Consider the following 17,217-nt stretch of genomic DNA (forward strand, 5'->3'; position numbering starts at 1 on the left):
CAAATTATAAAAACACAAAAACACAAAAACATGAAATCAATTATAAAATCAGCAATCTTATTTTCATTATTAATAGCATTCACGGCATGCAGCAGTGATGATGATGTTAATAATTTAGACGCTTCCGTAAGTGCTGGGAGTTTGGATATTACTTTTAATAATATGGTTGGAGATGAAGATTTTCAGCTTGATAAAGAATATTCAGTAAACGGAGAAGATGTAAGTTTATCTCAGGTTCGTTACTGGATAAGTAATATTAAATTAATTAATGACGATGGTGAAAGTATAGAAATTCCAGAGTCCTACTTTCTAATCGAGGAAACGGGTGCAATTAGCATTCAGGATGGGGCGTACGAGTATCCAGCTAAAAATAGAGATGTAATCAATATTGCAAGTGTACCTGGTGGTACTTATACCGATATAGAATTTTCTGTTGGTGTAGATCAGGTGTATAATGATAACTTAAGTTTACAAGCAGGAGAACTATCTCAATTAAATGGAATGACTAATATTTCTTGGATGTGGCATACTAGTTACATTTTCGCTTCAATTAAAGGGAATAAAGCGGGTAATGACAATAATCTAGTTTTTGAAACAGGATTAAACGATAACTATAAAACAGTTACAATAGATTTAGAAGATGCGCTTCAAATCGATGGAACTAGCACAGGTAAGATCCAGTTAAAAGCAGATATAGCTGCTATTTTAGATGGAATTGATATAGAGGAAACACCAGTAATTGGTGCTGCTACTCCAGAAGCTATGGAATTGATGGCAACAAATTTCGAGACTAAAGTTTTTACCTGGATGTCATTAAGTAATGAGTAGAAAATCTCTATTTATTATAGTATTAAGTGGTTGTATCCTTTTTAGCTGTAATAAAGATGAAATTTATATACCGCAGGAACCTGATGATGTACTTCAGGTTCCTGCTAATTTTCCTCCTTTACCACAACAACCGGATTATCCAATTACTGAAGCTGGAGTAGCTCTTGGTAGAAAACTATTTTTTGATACTCGACTCTCTGGTAATAATCAGGTTTCTTGTGCAAGTTGCCACGTTCCATCTTTAGCTTTTACAGAAGGGAGCACGCTTAGTACTAAAGGAATCTCTGGAAATCCATTGCTGCGGCACGTACCAGCATTAATAAATCTTGCATGGGCCGACAATGGTTTATTCTGGGATGGAGGTTCGGCAAATTTGGAATCTCAGGCATTTGCTCCATTAGGACATAAAGACGAAATGTTTCAGAATTTGGATGAATTGGAAAAGGATTTGAAAAATGATCAATATTATCCTTTATTTTTTCAAGATGCATTCGATAGTCAGATTCGAATTAATTTGGTGATGAAAGCATTGGCGCAATATCAACGCACACTTGTTTCAGCAAATAGTAAATATGATTATGTGGTACGGGGAGAAAAGGATGCGGTTTTTAATGAAGTAGAAGAAAGAGGATTTCAACTTTTCAATCAAAAATGTGCAGCGTGCCACAAACCCGAACTCTTTACTGATAATGACTATCATAATAATGGTTTGGATGAAGATTTTACCGATGTTGGCGAGGATGAAATTTATTTAGGGAGATTTCGTGTTACGCGTAATCCCGATGATATTGGAAAATATAAAACTCCAACACTAAGAAATATTGCGGTCACAGGACCTTACATGCATGATGGCCGTTTAGATAACTTAAAAGCAGTTCTAGACTTTTATGCTACTGAAATAAAAGATTCTAAAACTTTAGATCCAATTTTGAAAGAAAATGGACGATTGGGAGTCGATTTAAATGAAGAAGATAAAAAAGCATTGATCGCATTCTTAAATACCCTAACAGATGAAACTTTTTTGAATAATGAAGAATTTACAGAGTACTAAATATACACTATCGATAATAATAATGTTTTGCTTCTCTTTAGTGAAAGCAGAAACATCAAAAGATTCTACTGCCGTATTCTCGAATTTCAATTTTGAATACGATGATTGTGATGTATGCGGCTGCGGTAGTAGTGGCGGTAGTATGGGTTACGGTACTATCGGAAATGGTGATTTTGCAGGCCTACGTTATATCCATCAACAATATAAATCTAAAGATGGAATTTATAATAATTCCCCATGGATCGATGAAAATTTTAATACGCTGCAAGCCTGGACACGAATTCCGGTAACTACAAAAATTAAAGTCAATGTAATTGTGCCTTACCATTTTCACAATCGTGAATTTGACGACGGAAGCACTCAGGATATTAATGGCTTGGGAGATATTAGTATTCTTGGTTTTTATAAGCTGATCTCACCAAAATTAGATGGATTTTTACCTGAACAACAAACAAAATTTAAACATAACCTTGAAGTTGGAGCAGGAGTGAAGTTACCTACAGGAGAATACAAAAGATCCAATAATGAGGGAAGTGTAAATCCAAGTTTTCAGGTAGGAACAGGAAGCTGGGATATTCTTTTGGCAAGTAACTATTCTATATCCTATAATAATTGGGGATTGGGAGCACTTGCGAATTATACTATTAAGACTGAAAACGAACAAAATTACCATTTTGGAGATCAGTTTACTTATGGCTTAAATCTTTACCGTAGCTTCATGACCATGAATGCAAAAACGTTTACGCCAATATCTATAACACCGATTTTGGGTCTTTCAGGAGAAGTTTTTGGGGAAAATGAAAGTTATGGTATGCCTGTTAAAGATACCAAAGGCGATATTTTATTTAGCCGAATAGGAGTCGAATCGAATTATGGTAAAATTTCAGGAGGAGTAAATCTTATGCTTCCTGTGAGTCAAAACTTAAATGCAGGAAATGTTGAAGCTAAAATGCGATTAGGAATCCATCTTAATTACGTATTGTAATTTCATAATATTGAATAAAAATAGCTGCTAATATTAATATTAGCAGCTTTTTCTATATAAAATCGTCTCCCAAATTTAGAAGGTTAGAATAAAAAGTTTTCTAACTTCTCTCTATTCTATTTTCTCCGTTCTAACCGCAAACTAAAAAAAGATCTCTCCACTGCGGTCGAGATGACACCGAAATTAATTTTTTAAAATAATAGTCTATCCTCTAAATTCTAACAGCGAAGCGATCTAACATCTAATTTCTAACTTACACTGTTTTCTGTACCACTTCAAAGACGCGTTGCCCATCACATTTAAGTGTTTTTGAAGGATATTTTAATAACAACGCATAATCATGAGTTGCCATTAAAATGGTGTTTCCGTTTCGGCTAATTTCTTGTAAAACCTGCATCACTTCAACAGAGGTTTGTGGGTCTAGATTTCCGGTAGGCTCATCGGCCAGGATTAATTCAGGGTCATTTAAAAGGGCACGAGCAATGGCAACACGTTGTTGTTCTCCACCAGATAATTGATAAGGGTATTTAAATCCTTTGGTTTTCATGCCTACTTTCTCTAAAACAAAATCAATTTTTTGATCCATATTGGCTTTGTCTTTCCAACCGGTAGCTTTCAGTACAAACAATAGGTTGTCTTTAATATTACGATCGGTAAGCAATTTAAAATCCTGAAAAACGATTCCTAATTTTCGTCTCAAATAAGGAATGTCTTTTTCTTTAAGTTTTCTAAGATTAAAGTCTACGATGCTCCCTTCACCTTCAGTTAGCGGCAAATCTCCGTAAAGCGTTTTCATAAAACTACTTTTACCGGTACCGGTTTTCCCAATAAGATATACAAATTCTCCTTTATTTACAGTCACATCAACTTCAGAAAGAATAAGATTCTCTCTTTGGTAGATAGCGGCATTTTTCAATTCAAGAACAACATTAGACATAGATCAAAAACTTTTCAGTATAAATAATTCAGGCTAAAAAAAACATTGCTAATTTTTCTAATCTTAATGATGTTTCAGCCTTAAATATTTGAAGTCGAAAAAGTGACTTCAGAATATAAAATTACGGGTAAATATACAGTTTTAGTGCACTGCGCAATTACTTTTTTTATCATTAACATAATTATAGTGTTTAAATCGCGTTTAGAAATAAAGCATTAAATTATCTTTGATCATCAAACTTAAAAAACTATAAATGACAACTGGCAAATCTTACCTATTTGTTGTTTTCTTATTCGTGGCCAGCCTTGGTTTTTCCCAGCAATCGGCCATTTACACCAATGATCTTGTAAAATTTAATAAGGCGTTAGAACTGTACAATAATGAGCAGTATCTGGCAGCCCAAAAGATTTTTGCAGATGTGAAAGAAGAAGCAACTGACGAGAAAATTCAAGGCGACTGTGCATACTATGTGGCTAATGCTGCTGTAAGGCTTAACCAGCCCGGAGCAGATGAACTTATGCAGCGCTTTGTTTCCCGATACCCTACCAGTACAAAAACAAATTCTGCTTATCAGGATGTAGCCACGTATTATTTTAATACCGGTAAATATCCACAAGCACGCAAGTGGTACGATATGGTAGACGAAAAGAGTATTAGCCGTGGCGACATGGATAAATATTATTTTAATAAAGGATATGTTTATTTTCAAACCGATGATCTAGATCAGGCTAAAAATTACTTTAACCGTGTTATCGATTCTAAAGAATATGGCGCGCAGGCAAAATATTATATAGGATACATGGCTTATGAGGCTAATGATTATGATCAGGCGAATCAATATTTTGATGAGGTAAAAGGTGATTCCCGTTATGGTAAAGAACTTTCTTACTACCAGGCCGACATGAATTTTAAGCTAGGGAATTTTGAGAAAGCGATACAGCTTGGTAAAGAGCAGCTTCCAAAATCTAATGTGATGGAAAAATCACAGCTTAATAAAATTATTGGGGAAAGCTATTTCAACCTTAAACAATACGATCAGGCAATTCCTTATTTAAAGGAATACGAAGGCGTAAGAAGAAAATGGAATAATACCGATTATTACCAATTAGGTTACGCGTACTATAAGCAGGGTGATTATGCCAATGCTATTTCAGAATTCAATAAAATTATTGACGGGAAAAACGCGATTGCGCAAAACGCATATTATCATTTAGCACAATCTTATTTAGAATCTGGCCAAAAACAGCAAGCTTTAAATGCATTTAAAAATGCCAGTGAAATGGATTTTGATGCGAAAATTAAAGAAGATGCGATGCTGAATTACGCAAAGCTGGGTTACGAAATAGGGAATAGTTACGAGAGTCCGTCGAAGGTGCTAATCACTTTCTTAGAAACGTATCCAAATTCGGCAAATAAGGCTGAAGCAGAAGAACTTTTAATTAATTCGTTTATAACCTCCGGGAATTTCGAAGAAGCGATGCAGCTTTTGGAAAATAACAGAAATTTTGCTGATAAAGTAGCCTATCAGAAAGTTGCTTATTACTACGGAATCCAACTTTACGAAGAAGGTGATTATAATGAAGCGATTAAGAACCTAGATAAAGCTTTAAAAGAACCGCGTGACCCAAAAATAACTGCAAAAGCAACTTATTGGAAAGCGGAAAGCGAGTTTAATGTGAATAAAATCGATGATGCAATTATCGGATATAAGGAATTTAGCGGAATGAGCGCCGCAGCCGGAACCGAAGAAAAAGCCGATTTAGATTACAATATTGGGTACGCGTATTTCAAGAAAAACGAATACGCACGTGCCATCGATTATTTTAAAAAGTATGCTGAAAATAACCAAAATGACATGGTTAAAAGAAATGACGCTTACTTAAGATTGGGAGATAGCTATTTTGTGAATAGCCAGTATTGGCCGGCAATGGAGTCGTATAATTCGGCGATCGCAAATGGTGTTAGTAATGCAGATTATGCAGCATTTCAAAAAGCAATTAGCTATGGATTTGTAGATCGTAATGAACGTAAAATTGAAGATCTTTCAGGATTTAATAGCAGTTATCCAAGATCTGCTTTTCGAGACGATGCGTTATACGAATTAGGAAATACCTACGTAGCTACCAATAATACCTCTCAGGCAATTTCAACTTACGATCGTTTGATTAGAGAAGTGCCGGGAAGCGCTTTGGTACCAAAAGCAATGTTGAGACAGGGATTAATTTATTATAACGGAAATGAAGGCGAAAAAGCCTTAAGCCGATTTAAAAAAGTAGTAAATGATTATCCAAATACTCCGGAAGCTATGGAAGCAGTTTCTACAGCTAGAAATGTGTATGTAGATTTAGGAAGAACCGACGAGTATGCAAGTTGGGTAAAGAATATCGACTTTGTTGAAGTAACCGATGCCGATTTGGATAATACTACTTACGAAGCTGCCGAAAATCAATATTTGGCAAATAATACTTCGCAGGCAAAATCAAATTTTGAAAAGTATTTAAAAAGCTTTCCTAACGGAATCCATGCCATTAACGCTAATTTTTATTTAGCAGAGATTCAGTATCGTGAAGGAGCAAAAGATGCGTCGGTTTCGCATTTTAAATATGTGATTGATAAACCGAATAATGAATTTACTGAACAATCCTTAGCACGACTTTCTCAAATTTATCTTGAAAAGTCTAAATATCAGGAAGCAGTACCATTATTGCAGCGTTTAGAAAAAGTAGCAGGGGATACCCAAAATACCATTTATGCACAGTCGAATTTGATGAAATCTTATGATGAGATGAATCAGCCTCGCGAGGCTGCAGCTTATGCAGATAAAGTGCTATCGAATACTGAAGCAGATAAACAGGCAAAAACAGATGCACAGCTAATCGTTGCGAGATCTGCAATTAAATCTGGTAATGAAGCTAAAGCGAAACAAGCCTATGCTGAAGTTCAGAAAACGGCAACGGGAGAATTAGCGGCAGAGTCTTTATACTATGATGCTTATTTCAAAAATAAAAGCAATAACTACGAAGCTTCAAATGCTGCAGTACAGATATTGGCTAAAGATTTCTCTGGATATAAAAAATGGGGAGCGAAAGGTTTAGTGCTTATGGCAAAAAACTTTTATGCTCTTGGGGATGCTTATCAGGCAACTTATGTTTTAGATAACGTAGTTAAGAATTTTGCCCAATATCCGGAAATCGTTCAGGAAGCAAAACAAGAGCTTTCTAAAATTAAAGCTGAAGAGGCTAAAACAAATTCTTCAGTACAAACCGGAAACAATTAAAATATAACCCAACAACAATTTAAGCAATCATATATGAAATTTGTTTCAATAAAAAGAAGCTTGTTTTTATGTCTGTTTTTAGTGAGCGGCTTTGCATTTGCTCAGGATCCAATCGACAGTGAAACAGTAACGGTGGTAAAACCATATTCACCATCGGTTAGGGAAGCTTCTAAAATAAAAGCGGTACCGGGAAAAGCCGATTCGGTAAGCACCACAAAAAGATCAGTAAAATATAACATTTTCTCTGTTCCGGTAGCATCAACCTTTACACCGGTAAAGGGTAGAGCAACCAGAGTAGAGCGAGAACGCGCACCAAAAGCGTACGATAATTATGCAACTTTAGGTATTGGGAATTACACTAATGTTTTAGCTGAATTCTATAGCAATATCGAAGTAAATCGTGATCAAAATTTTGGCGTTTATTTGCTTCATAACTCCTCGCAAGGAGGAATAGACGGAGTATTATTAGATAATAAATTCTATGATACATCGCTTAATCTTAACTACGGAAGCAAAGATCGTGACTTTGCCTGGAATACAGAACTGGGAGTAGAACATCAGTTATTTAACTGGTATGGTGTTTCTGACGCATTACCAATGACTGATTCTGAAATTCTTTCTATCGATCCTCAACAAAACTATTATTCAGTTTTTGGTGGCGGTAATATCGAATTTTATGATTCTTTCTTTAAAGGTGCAGATCTGGAAATTCGTCAAACCGGAGATGCTTCTGGAACTTCAGAACAAAAAATTGATCTAAACAGTACGCTTGAATTTAATATTTTAGATGAATTAATTACTACCGATGTTCAGGCTAACTTTGTAAATGGATCTACAGATAGATTTTATACTGCAGATATAGAAAATAAGTATAGCTTTTTAAACTTAGGAATTAACCCAAGCTTACTAATTTTGAGAAATAACCTAACTTTAAATTTAGGTGCTGCATTTTTCTATAGTTCAGATATAGAAAATAGTGATGGTAACTTTTATATCTATCCAAAAGTAACTGCTAGTTATAAACTGTTAGAAGATTACTTTACGCCTTATGCTGGGTTAGAAGGTGGATTAAAGCAGAATTCATATTACAACTTTGTGCAGCAAAATCCATATGTATCTCCAACGACTGCGGTAGCACCAACAGATAATCTATATAACTTCTATCTAGGAGCTAAAGGGAAATTAACCAATACTGTTTCTTATAATTTTAGAGGAGGTTATAATGCTGAAGATGTAAAGCCACTTTTTGTGAAAAATGCTTACGATCCTACCATAATGGAAGGCTATGCTTATGGAAATTCATTCGGAGTAGTGTATGATAATGTAAAAACGCTTTCGTTTTTTGCGAATGTAAGTGTAGATGTAAGCGATGATTTTAGATTAGGAATCACCGGAGAATTTTTTGATTATGATACCGATGTTCAGCAAGAAGCTTGGAATCTACCAACATATAACGCCGAATTAACCGCCGATTATCAGATCACAGATAAATGGTATGCAGGAGCTAATTTATTTTTGGTGGGGCAACGAGAAGCGATGAGTATTGTAGATAACCGACCAGTAGATGGCGGAATCGATAGAGAACCAATTACTTTAGATAGTTATTTTGATGCTAATACACATGTAGGATATCGAATTAACGATCAATTTACCGCATTTGTTAAAGGGAGCAACCTTTTAAATAATGATTATCAGCGATGGAGCGATTTTCAGGTTCAGGGCATTCAGATTTTAGGGGGTGTCACTTATAAATTCGATTATAATTAAGATTTAGTTATATAAGTAATAAAAGGCGATCAGGTTATCTGGTCGCCTTTTTTATTTTAAAAGACTATAAATATCTGCTATAATTCTTACAATCAATTTAAAAACTTCTTAGTTTTGCCTTACTAAATTGATAACAATAACAAAACATTGGATCACTAAAATTAACGAGGTTTGTCTGTTAATTTGTATCCAAATTTGTCAATAACGTAATAGAATTTAATGGCTAAAAAATTCAAACGAATTAACCGGGATCGACCTTATCTAAACATCCTGGACTTTCTTGTAAAAGAGAGAACATTCTTAGGGATTATCATGGTAGGAATTATCGTTGCGGGAATTTCTACTGGTTACGGTAGAGCAGCAATGTGGGTAGGTTTTTTCTTTGCAGCTTATGCGACCGTAGCAAACGACAGTATCCAATCTTTAGGAACTTTTATTGAAAGTAATAAGACACGAAAATGGTGGATTCTCTGGATTTTTGTAGGAAGTATTTTCTTAGTGACTGTCACCTGGAGTTTTGTTATTAATGATGGTGATGTTACTTACCAACGACTCTTAAATCCCGATGGTACTTCAGATTATCCACATCCAGATAAGTTTAGCTTCTTCCAGATTATTGCACCTTTAGTGTTGCTGATACTTACCAGAATGAGAATGCCGGTTTCAACCACATTCCTTATTTTAAGCGTTTTTAGTGCCGATACGTCCGGAATTACATCAGTTATAGGTAAAAGTTTATCGGGTTACGTAATGGCCTTTGTATTGTCTTTTGCGGTGTGGTATTTATCGTATAATGCCATTAGAAAGTTCTTTAAAAGCAGGAAAGCACATACCGGTTGGATGGCAGTACAGTGGATCGTTAGTGGTTCGCTTTGGGCCGTTTGGGTAATGCAGGATGGTGCTAATATTGCGGTATTTTTACCAAGACATCAAAGTGTATTTCAGTTTATCATATTTGCAACCACCATATTCTTAGGTCTTGGTTTGTTGTTCTATTTACGTGGAGATCGTATTCAGGAAGTGGTAAGCGAAAAATCAAGAATCTCAGATATTCGTGCAGCGACTTTGGTAGATTTAACCTATGTGATATTATTGATTTATAAGCTTTTTATCAGTACCGTTCCTATGAGTACTACATGGGTATTTCTTGGAGTTATTGGAGGTAGAGAAATCGCAATAAGTCTGGCTCGTAAGAAAAAAGGTAAAAAACATCGAAACAAAGCTTTCAGATTAATAGGAAGAGATTTTGCCTATGCCTTTTTAGGATTAATTATTTCTGTAGCGCTTGCCGCAGCAGCAAATAAGAGTATTCGCGATGCGATTTTCCAGGGAATAACAGGTTAAAAATATAATTAATTATTTCTAACACATATAATTTTAATCAAATGCACCTTAGCTGAGGTGCATTTTTTATTTTTACACTTATCTAAAATTAAACTATGCATAAATTTTTTACAATTTTAATATTAGCAATTGGTCTCTTTGCCTGTAATTCTAAACAGAAAGTAGATTTGATTGTAACTAATGCCAAAGTATATACTGTTGATGAGGGTTTTTCTATGGCTGAAGCATTTGCAGTGAAAGATGGCAAATTTGAAGCAATTGGAACTACTTCAGAAATTACTTCAAAATACGAGGCTCGGGAAACTGTAGATGCTGAAGGAAAAGCAGTATATCCAGGTTTTATAGATGCACATGCACATTTTTATCGATTGGGGCTTCAGCAGCAAATGGTCAATCTTGTTGGTACTAAAAGATTTGAAGATGTCGTAGCGAGAATCGTCGAATTTCAGCAAAAAAATGGAAAAGATTTTATTACCGGTGGCGGTTGGGATCAAAACGATTGGGAGAATAAAGAATTCCCAACCAAGGATACTTTAGATCGATTATTCCCCGATACCCCTATTGCTATAAGCCGAATTGACGGACATGCGCTTTTAGTGAATCAGGCTGCCTTAGACAAAGCAGGAATTACTACAGAAACTCCTTTTGAAGGAGGCGATATCGAACAGAAGAATGGTGAATTAACCGGGATAATAGTGGACAACCCTATGCAGTTAATTTTTGATGCTCAACCAAAACCTGGTTTAGAAGACATGTCGAAGGCACTTATGACTGCACAAAAAATGTGTTTCGAGTATGGTTTAACTACGGTAGTGGACGCTGGGATCGATCGTCCTGTAATCGAATTAATGGATAGCCTGCAGCAACACGATAATTTCAAGATGAGAATCTACGCGATGATTAGCAATACCGAGGCGAATCTCGACTTTTTTCTAGATAAAGAGCCTTATAAATCTGATCGCCTGAATGTGCGTTCGGTTAAATTTTATGGAGATGGAGCACTAGGATCTCGAGGTGCAGCTTTAAAGGAAGAATATAGTGATCGTCACGATCATTTTGGAGCCTTGCTTTCTCCTGTCGAGGATTTCAAAGATGTAGCTGCCAGAGTAGCAAAATCAAAATATCAATTAAACACGCATGCGATTGGTGATTCTGCAAATTACGTGGTATTAAAAACCTATGATTCTTTACTGAAGAATGATTCCGATCGCAGATGGCGTGTAGAACATGCACAAATAATTGATGACGAAGATTTTAAATATTTCAGTAAAAATATAATTCCTTCAGTACAACCAACTCATGCCACCAGTGATATGTATTGGGCAGAAGATCGATTGGGATCAGCACGATTACAAGAAGGCGCTTATGCGTATAAAAAGTTGTTAAACCAGTCTGGAATAGTAGCGTTGGGGACAGATTTTCCGGTAGAGCAGGTGAGTCCGTTTTTGACTTTTTATGCTGCGGTTACCAGAAAAGATACCAAGAATTATCCCGAGGGCGGTTTTATGATGGAAGAAGCGCTTAGTCGCGAAGAAACCTTAAAAGGGATGACCATCTGGGCAGCGTATGCGAATTTTGAAGAAAATGAAAAAGGAAGTATTGAAAAAGGAAAGTTTGCTGATTTTATCATACTTGACAAAGATATTATGGAAGTCGAAGCAACTGAGATCCCGAACCTAAAAGTGAAGGGAACTTATGTAGGCGGAGAAAAAGTATATTAAAAAAACAGAAAACAGTATCTTTGCTGAAATTAAAAAACTAAAAAATGGATAACGGAATATACGCTAAGTTTCATACTACAAAAGGTGAAATTTTAGTTGCATTAGAATACGAAAAGGCTCCAGGAACGGTAGGGAATTTTGTAGGTCTTGCTGAAGGGAATTTAGAAAACGAAGCAAAACCACAAGGAACACCATATTATGATGGATTGAAATTTCACCGTGTAATACCAGATTTTATGGTACAGGGAGGAGATCCACAGGGAACAGGTGTTGGCGGTCCTGGATACAAATTTGAAGATGAAATCCACCCAGATCTTGTGCACGATGCACCGGGGAAATTATCAATGGCTAATGCTGGTCCTGGTACTAATGGGAGTCAGTTTTTTATTACGCATGTAGAAACTCCATGGTTAGACGGTAAACATACTGTTTTTGGTAGCGTTGTAGAAGGACAGGATATCGTAAATAAAATTGCGCAAGGCGATAAGATTGAAAAGCTAGAGATTATTCGCGAAGGAGAAGCGGCTAAAAACTGGAATGCAGTGGAAAGCTTTCGTAAATTTAATGGTGCGAAAGCTGAGCGTGAAGCAGCAGCTAAAAAACAGCAAGAAGAATTGCTTGGTGAATTAGCACAAGGTTTTGAGAAAACGGAAAGTGGATTACGTTATAAAATTGAAAAACAAGGAGACGGTATAAAAGCAGAAAAAGGAAAAACTGTTTCTGTGCATTACAAAGGTCGTTTGGCAGATGGTACTGTTTTCGATTCTTCGTATAAGAGAAATGAGCCTATAGAATTTCCTATTGGTGTAGGTCACGTAATTGCAGGTTGGGACGAAGGTATTTCAATGCTGAAAGTTGGTGACCAGGCAAGATTTGTAATTCCTTCTCATCTTGGTTACGGTGAGCGTGGTGCAGGTGGTGTAATTCCGCCAAATGCAACCTTAATTTTTGATGTTGAATTGATGGATGTAAAATAATTCATGAAATCATAGAATAAAAAAAGGCTGTCGTTTGACAGCCTTTTTTTTATTCTATGATTTCAATTAATCCAAATTTGGTTGTGGAGTTAATCTTAAATAAGGTTTTACTTCTTTAAATCCTTTTGGGAATAAGTCTTTTGCATCTGCATTAGAAACCGCAGGACTAATTACCACCTCTTCACCATGTTTCCAGTTTGCTGGAGTGGCTACTTTATGATAAGCAGTTAATTGTAAAGAATCGATTACACGTAAGATTTCTTCAAAATTTCTACCAGTACTTGGTGGGTAAGTAAGCGTTAACTTTACTTTTTTGTCTGGATCGATAATGAAAACAGATCTTACGGTAGCTTTATTATCCTCGTTAGGATGAATCATCCCATAAAGGCTAGATACATTCTTATCTTCATCTGCTATGATTGGATAATTCAGCTTAACTTCCTGAGTTTCCTCGATATCTTTAACCCAACCTTTATGCGATTCTAAATCATCTATACTTAAAGCAATTGGTTTCGTGTTTCGCTTATCGAACTCAGCTTTGTAATTCGCTACAGTACCCAACTCGGTTGTACACACCGGTGTATAATCTGATGGGTGAGAAAATAAGATTCCCCAACTATCTCCTAGATAATCATAAAAGTTTATTTTCCCTTCAGTAGTTTCAGCATCGAAATTTGGTGCTGTATCACCTAATCTTATATTGCTCATAATTTCATCTTTTTTAAACCTATTCAAAATTAAAGAAAATCAAATTAATTAACCTATTAAATCTATAGGATAATTACTGTTTATGAAAAGTTTAACCTGCGCTTCATATTTCAGTAAAAAATTAGTTGAATTATATCAAATTTCGACTAGTTAAGCTTGTTTCCATTTAATATTGCAGCCGATGCTTGGTTTTTGGTCTTCAGAAACCTTATTGCCCGCCAAAATAGCGTCCATAGCATCTCTTAAATCTTTGCCTGTAACGGGTTTTTCATTTCCAGGTCTGGAATCATCTAACTGACCGCGATAGGCAAGTTCTAAATTTTCATCGAAAAGAAAGAAATCTGGTGTGCAGGCTGCATCGTAAGCTTTGGCTACGCTTTGATCTTCATCGTATAAATAAGGAAAAGTATAGCCTTCATCTTTAGCATTTTGCTTCATTAATTCAGGGCCATCCTGTGGATAGTTTTCCACATCGTTACTCGAAATTGCTACAATTCCGAATCCTTTTCCCTGATATTCTTCACCTAGTTTTGTGATTTCTTCGTTTACATGTTTCACAAAAGGGCAGTGGTTACAGATAAACATTATTAAAGTTCCTTTTGGTCCTTTTAGCGCTTCTAAATCGAAAGTTTTATCGGTAACGGTATCTGGTAATTCGAAAGCTGGTGCTTTTGTTCCAAGTTCCAGCATATTTGATGGTGTGCGTGACATATTTTTTACTTTAAATTTACAAATTTCTATTCTAGAATATTTAAATTTCCAGAGAAATACAAATGCTATGGAAATAAGTTGGAGAGACTTTGAGAAAGTAGATATGAGAGTGGGGACAATTATTGAGGTTATCGAATTCCCAGAGGCTAGAAAACCAGCCTATAAACTGAAAATCGATTTCGGTAAACATATTGGTTTTAAGAAAACCTCTGCCCAAATTACCACCAATTACAAACCAGAAGATTTAATGAACAAACAGATCATTGCGGTAGTTAATTTTCCTGATAAGCAAATTGCAAATTTTATGAGCGAATGTTTGGTTATGGGCGCCGTTGGCGAACATAATGATATCACGTTAATAGAACCTGGTTTAAATGTAGAAAATGGATTAAGAATTGGCTAAAATGGATTATTGATGTCTCTCGTTTTTCTCTTGATCTTCTAAGAGTTTTCTGATGTCTTTTTTGTTTCCGTAGATTACCATAATATCATCTTTATAGAGTTTTGTTTCTGCGGAAGCAACTCCTTTGATATTGGTGATTTTTTTCGTCGCTCCAAGATCGTTTTTACCTTCGGTGATTTTCATTGTGGTAAGAATTATCAAATTATAATCTTCCCTAAAACGAATATCTTTTAGCATCTTATCGTCGTATTGCTTAGGCACCTGAATTTCGATAATCCCGTAATCTTCGTTAAGCTCAAAACTGTCGATAACACCTCGCATGTTCAGTTTTTTAGCCCAACGTTCGGCAGTTTCTTCTTCAGGATGTATAATTTCATCTACACCCATCGCTTCCAAAACCATTTCCTGCAAACCTTGTTGTGCCCGGCTAATAAGTCTTTTTACATTCAGCTTCTTCATTAATGCAGTCGCCATTACGTTAGCACCCTTGTTTTCCCCAATCGCTACGACCACCACATCAGTATCTCTTAAAGGTAAGTTAGATACCGCGGCAGAGTCGGTTCCGTCAAGATTAATGGCATGCGTAATTTTATCTTTTATGGCTTCTATACGATCCATGCGTAGATCTACACCAATAACTTCATTATTTAGTGCGGTTAGCTTTTGAGCTAAGGATGAACCAAAATTTCCTAATCCAATAATGATATATTTCATAATGTTATTAGTTAATTAAAACTTCCTCTGTAGGGTATTTATAATTTAAGTGTTTTACATCGGCAAGGAATGCTGCCATAATCGTTAGCATGCTTACTCTACCGGCAAACATGGTTGCTACCAGTACTATTTTTGAAGCGCTGGAAAAACTTGCGGTAATTCCTAAACTTAATCCAACGGTACTATAAGCCGAGATACATTCGAAAGCAACATCCAAAAGGTGCATTTCTGGATCAAAATAAGAAATCATTAAAATCGAAAGACCAACAAAAAGCATCGATAAACTCATTATAGAAAAAGCTCGGCGCAAAGAGTTATGTGCAATTTCTCGGTTATAAACTTCTACACGATCTTTTCCTTTTGCTAAGCTTAAAAAGTTAAGCGTCGCGATGGCAATGGTGCTTGTTTTTATACCACCACCGGTAGATCCCGGTGAAGCTCCCACCCACATTAAAAACATAATGACCATGATGGTAGAAAAATTAAGCGCTCCCATGTCTACCGAGTTAAAACCGGCTGTTCTGGGAGTGGAAGACCCAAAAAATGATGCCGCTAACTTTCCAAAGAAGTTATAATCTTTTAAAGTATTGTTGTATTCAAAAAACATAAAAAATACCATTCCGCCCACCAATAGAACAGCAGTGGTAACCAGTACAATTCTTGAATTTAAATTTAAAACCCAAGGCATATTTACCGGCTGGTCTGGTCTTTTAAAACGCAGAAAATTCTTCTTTATAAAATACTTTCCGAATTTGTAGATATTCAAAACAATAGGAAATCCTAAACCACCTAAAATAAACAATACGGCAAGTATAATATGCAATGGAAAATTTAGGCGATATTCTGGTTGATACAAACTATATTCTAAAGTAGAGAAACCTGCATTACAGAATCCCGAAATTGTATGAAAAATAGAAAAGAAAACGCGATCCCCAACGGTATCAAATAATTTTGAATCCAGGCTGAAATAAATAAAAACAGCGCCAATAAACTCGAATATAAAGGTGATAAATATAATCTTTTTTAATGCTGAAAAAACTTCGCCAATGGTTTCAGAATCGGTTACATTTTTCATCATTAATTGATTTTCGTAGGAAGTACTTCCTCTAAAAAAGTAACTGAAATAGCTGGCAAAAGTCATAATTCCTAATCCGCCTAACTGGATTAATATTAAGAGAATGGATTGTCCAAATAGGGTAAAATAGCTTCCGGTATCAACCACAATTAAACCTGTAACGCAAACAGCGCTGGTAGATGTAAATAAAGCATCCAGAAAAGAAATACCGTCGTGCGTAGCTTTTGGTAGCATTAGACAAAGGGTGCCCAATAAAATTAATATAAAAAAGCTTAATATAAATAATTGCGCAGGGTTAATATCTTTCCGGTTTATCTTTAATTCGAATCGAGAAAGTTCCCGAACAAAATAAACGATAAGAACCAGATAGATCCAGCCCATTTTATTGAAGAATTCAAAGAACGTAATGTTTTCTCGTATTCCATCAATTTGAGCAAGTGCAAGCAAAGTAAAAAGACTGAAAATAATGGTATCAAAAACCTTTACTTTCTTATGAAATGTTTCGTTAGAGATAAAATATCTTACGGCTATCGAGGGAATTCCTAAAAGAAGAGCGATAAAATAAAACGTCCTTATTTCAACCTTAATAAATTTATCGTGTGAAAAACCTAAATCGAAAATTACCGCAACTACCGCAAAAAAGCTTAGCCAAAAAGAAAATCTTCTTAGGTACTTTAAAATCTTAAATTTACTCATACACTACTTAAATTAGGTAGTAT

The 17,217-nt window shown here is 35.6% G+C and carries 14 protein-coding genes; 9 read left to right on the forward strand and 5 right to left on the reverse strand.

What is annotated here, in order from left to right:
- The first annotated feature begins 30 nt into the window (after positions 1 to 30).
- The 3 genes from QWY91_RS17525 to QWY91_RS17535 are packed head-to-tail and all read left to right on the forward strand — an operon-like array spanning position 31 to position 2,864.
- Positions 31 to 828: an MbnP family protein gene (locus tag QWY91_RS17525; RefSeq protein ID WP_290236797.1), complete on the forward strand. Its 798-nt coding sequence runs from the start codon at positions 31 to 33 to the stop codon at positions 826 to 828.
- A complete protein-coding gene (locus tag QWY91_RS17530; RefSeq protein WP_290236798.1) occupies positions 821 to 1,879 on the forward strand; it encodes a cytochrome-c peroxidase in 1,059 nt (352 codons plus the stop codon). Before QWY91_RS17525 ends, QWY91_RS17530 begins: the two co-directional genes overlap by 8 nt.
- Positions 1,857 to 2,864 (forward strand): transporter family protein, encoded by a 1,008-nt coding sequence (locus QWY91_RS17535; RefSeq protein ID WP_290236799.1) that lies wholly within the window; start codon positions 1,857 to 1,859, stop codon positions 2,862 to 2,864. The genes QWY91_RS17530 and QWY91_RS17535 overlap by 23 nt, the downstream gene beginning before the upstream one ends.
- A gap of 253 nt (positions 2,865 to 3,117) precedes the next feature.
- On the opposite strand, the gene QWY91_RS17540 is transcribed toward QWY91_RS17535, so the two are convergent.
- On the reverse strand, positions 3,118 to 3,801 hold the full coding sequence (locus QWY91_RS17540; RefSeq protein WP_290236800.1) for a cell division ATP-binding protein FtsE: 684 nt from the start codon (positions 3,799 to 3,801) through the stop codon (positions 3,118 to 3,120).
- A gap of 253 nt (positions 3,802 to 4,054) precedes the next feature.
- Between QWY91_RS17540 and QWY91_RS17545 the strand changes: the two genes are divergently transcribed.
- The 5 genes from QWY91_RS17545 to QWY91_RS17565 all read left to right on the forward strand — a co-directional run bounded on the left by QWY91_RS17545 (position 4,055) and on the right by QWY91_RS17565 (position 12,887).
- Complete coding sequence (locus tag QWY91_RS17545) at positions 4,055 to 7,078, forward strand: tetratricopeptide repeat protein (RefSeq protein WP_290236801.1); 3,024 nt, start codon at positions 4,055 to 4,057, stop codon at positions 7,076 to 7,078.
- A gap of 33 nt (positions 7,079 to 7,111) precedes the next feature.
- On the forward strand, positions 7,112 to 8,845 hold the full coding sequence (locus QWY91_RS17550) for a TonB-dependent receptor (RefSeq protein ID WP_290236802.1): 1,734 nt from the start codon (positions 7,112 to 7,114) through the stop codon (positions 8,843 to 8,845).
- Between the two features lie 219 nt (positions 8,846 to 9,064).
- Entirely contained in the window at positions 9,065 to 10,189 is a 1,125-nt protein-coding gene (locus QWY91_RS17555; RefSeq protein WP_290236803.1) for a hypothetical protein, read from the forward strand.
- Positions 10,190 to 10,284: 95 nt separating this feature from the next.
- A complete protein-coding gene (locus QWY91_RS17560; RefSeq protein ID WP_290236804.1) occupies positions 10,285 to 11,910 on the forward strand; it encodes an amidohydrolase in 1,626 nt (541 codons plus the stop codon).
- A 44-nt stretch (positions 11,911 to 11,954) separates the two neighbouring features.
- Entirely contained in the window at positions 11,955 to 12,887 is a 933-nt protein-coding gene (locus tag QWY91_RS17565) for a peptidylprolyl isomerase (RefSeq protein WP_290236805.1), read from the forward strand.
- Positions 12,888 to 12,953: 66 nt separating this feature from the next.
- On the opposite strand, the gene QWY91_RS17570 is transcribed toward QWY91_RS17565, so the two are convergent.
- A complete protein-coding gene (locus tag QWY91_RS17570) occupies positions 12,954 to 13,595 on the reverse strand; it encodes a peroxiredoxin (RefSeq protein ID WP_290236806.1) in 642 nt (213 codons plus the stop codon).
- A 150-nt stretch (positions 13,596 to 13,745) separates the two neighbouring features.
- A complete protein-coding gene (locus QWY91_RS17575) occupies positions 13,746 to 14,306 on the reverse strand; it encodes a thioredoxin family protein (RefSeq protein ID WP_290236807.1) in 561 nt (186 codons plus the stop codon).
- 67 nt (positions 14,307 to 14,373) lie between these two features.
- Between QWY91_RS17575 and QWY91_RS17580 the strand changes: the two genes are divergently transcribed.
- Positions 14,374 to 14,709 carry a tRNA-binding protein gene (locus tag QWY91_RS17580; RefSeq protein WP_290236808.1) on the forward strand — a complete coding sequence of 112 codons (336 nt, stop codon included), beginning with the start codon at positions 14,374 to 14,376 and terminating at the stop codon, positions 14,707 to 14,709.
- Positions 14,710 to 14,715: 6 nt separating this feature from the next.
- Here the strand turns inward: QWY91_RS17580 and QWY91_RS17585 are convergent, their stop codons facing one another.
- Together QWY91_RS17585 and QWY91_RS17590 are read right to left on the reverse strand one after the other, a co-directional pair.
- A complete protein-coding gene (locus tag QWY91_RS17585; RefSeq protein WP_290236809.1) occupies positions 14,716 to 15,423 on the reverse strand; it encodes a potassium channel family protein in 708 nt (235 codons plus the stop codon).
- 7 nt (positions 15,424 to 15,430) lie between these two features.
- Positions 15,431 to 17,194, reverse strand: a complete 1,764-nt coding sequence (locus tag QWY91_RS17590; RefSeq protein ID WP_290236810.1) for a TrkH family potassium uptake protein — start codon at positions 17,192 to 17,194, stop codon at positions 15,431 to 15,433.
- Between the last annotated feature and the right edge of the window lie 23 nt (positions 17,195 to 17,217).

The organism is Zunongwangia endophytica, from assembly GCF_030409505.1.
Taxonomy (GTDB): Bacteria; Bacteroidota; Bacteroidia; order Flavobacteriales; family Flavobacteriaceae; genus Zunongwangia; species Zunongwangia endophytica.

Bases quoted from the DNA above. Each gene is read 5' to 3' on its own strand.
- QWY91_RS17580 (WP_290236808.1), top strand. From the start codon at position 14,374: ATGGAAATAAGTTGGAGAGACTTTGAGAAAGTAGATATGAGAGTGGGG.
- QWY91_RS17560 (WP_290236804.1), top strand. From the start codon at position 10,285: ATGCATAAATTTTTTACAATTTTAATATTAGCAATTGGTCTCTTTGCC.
- QWY91_RS17570 (WP_290236806.1), bottom strand. From the start codon at position 13,595: ATGAGCAATATAAGATTAGGTGATACAGCACCAAATTTCGATGCTGAA.
- QWY91_RS17545 (WP_290236801.1), top strand. From the start codon at position 4,055: ATGACAACTGGCAAATCTTACCTATTTGTTGTTTTCTTATTCGTGGCC.
- QWY91_RS17575 (WP_290236807.1), bottom strand. From the start codon at position 14,306: ATGTCACGCACACCATCAAATATGCTGGAACTTGGAACAAAAGCACCA.
- QWY91_RS17535 (WP_290236799.1), top strand. From the start codon at position 1,857: ATGAAGAATTTACAGAGTACTAAATATACACTATCGATAATAATAATG.
- QWY91_RS17530 (WP_290236798.1), top strand. From the start codon at position 821: ATGAGTAGAAAATCTCTATTTATTATAGTATTAAGTGGTTGTATCCTT.
- QWY91_RS17540 (WP_290236800.1), bottom strand. From the start codon at position 3,801: ATGTCTAATGTTGTTCTTGAATTGAAAAATGCCGCTATCTACCAAAGA.
- QWY91_RS17565 (WP_290236805.1), top strand. From the start codon at position 11,955: ATGGATAACGGAATATACGCTAAGTTTCATACTACAAAAGGTGAAATT.
- QWY91_RS17585 (WP_290236809.1), bottom strand. From the start codon at position 15,423: ATGAAATATATCATTATTGGATTAGGAAATTTTGGTTCATCCTTAGCT.
- QWY91_RS17590 (WP_290236810.1), bottom strand. From the start codon at position 17,194: ATGAGTAAATTTAAGATTTTAAAGTACCTAAGAAGATTTTCTTTTTGG.
- QWY91_RS17525 (WP_290236797.1), top strand. From the start codon at position 31: ATGAAATCAATTATAAAATCAGCAATCTTATTTTCATTATTAATAGCA.
- QWY91_RS17550 (WP_290236802.1), top strand. From the start codon at position 7,112: ATGAAATTTGTTTCAATAAAAAGAAGCTTGTTTTTATGTCTGTTTTTA.
- QWY91_RS17555 (WP_290236803.1), top strand. From the start codon at position 9,065: ATGGCTAAAAAATTCAAACGAATTAACCGGGATCGACCTTATCTAAAC.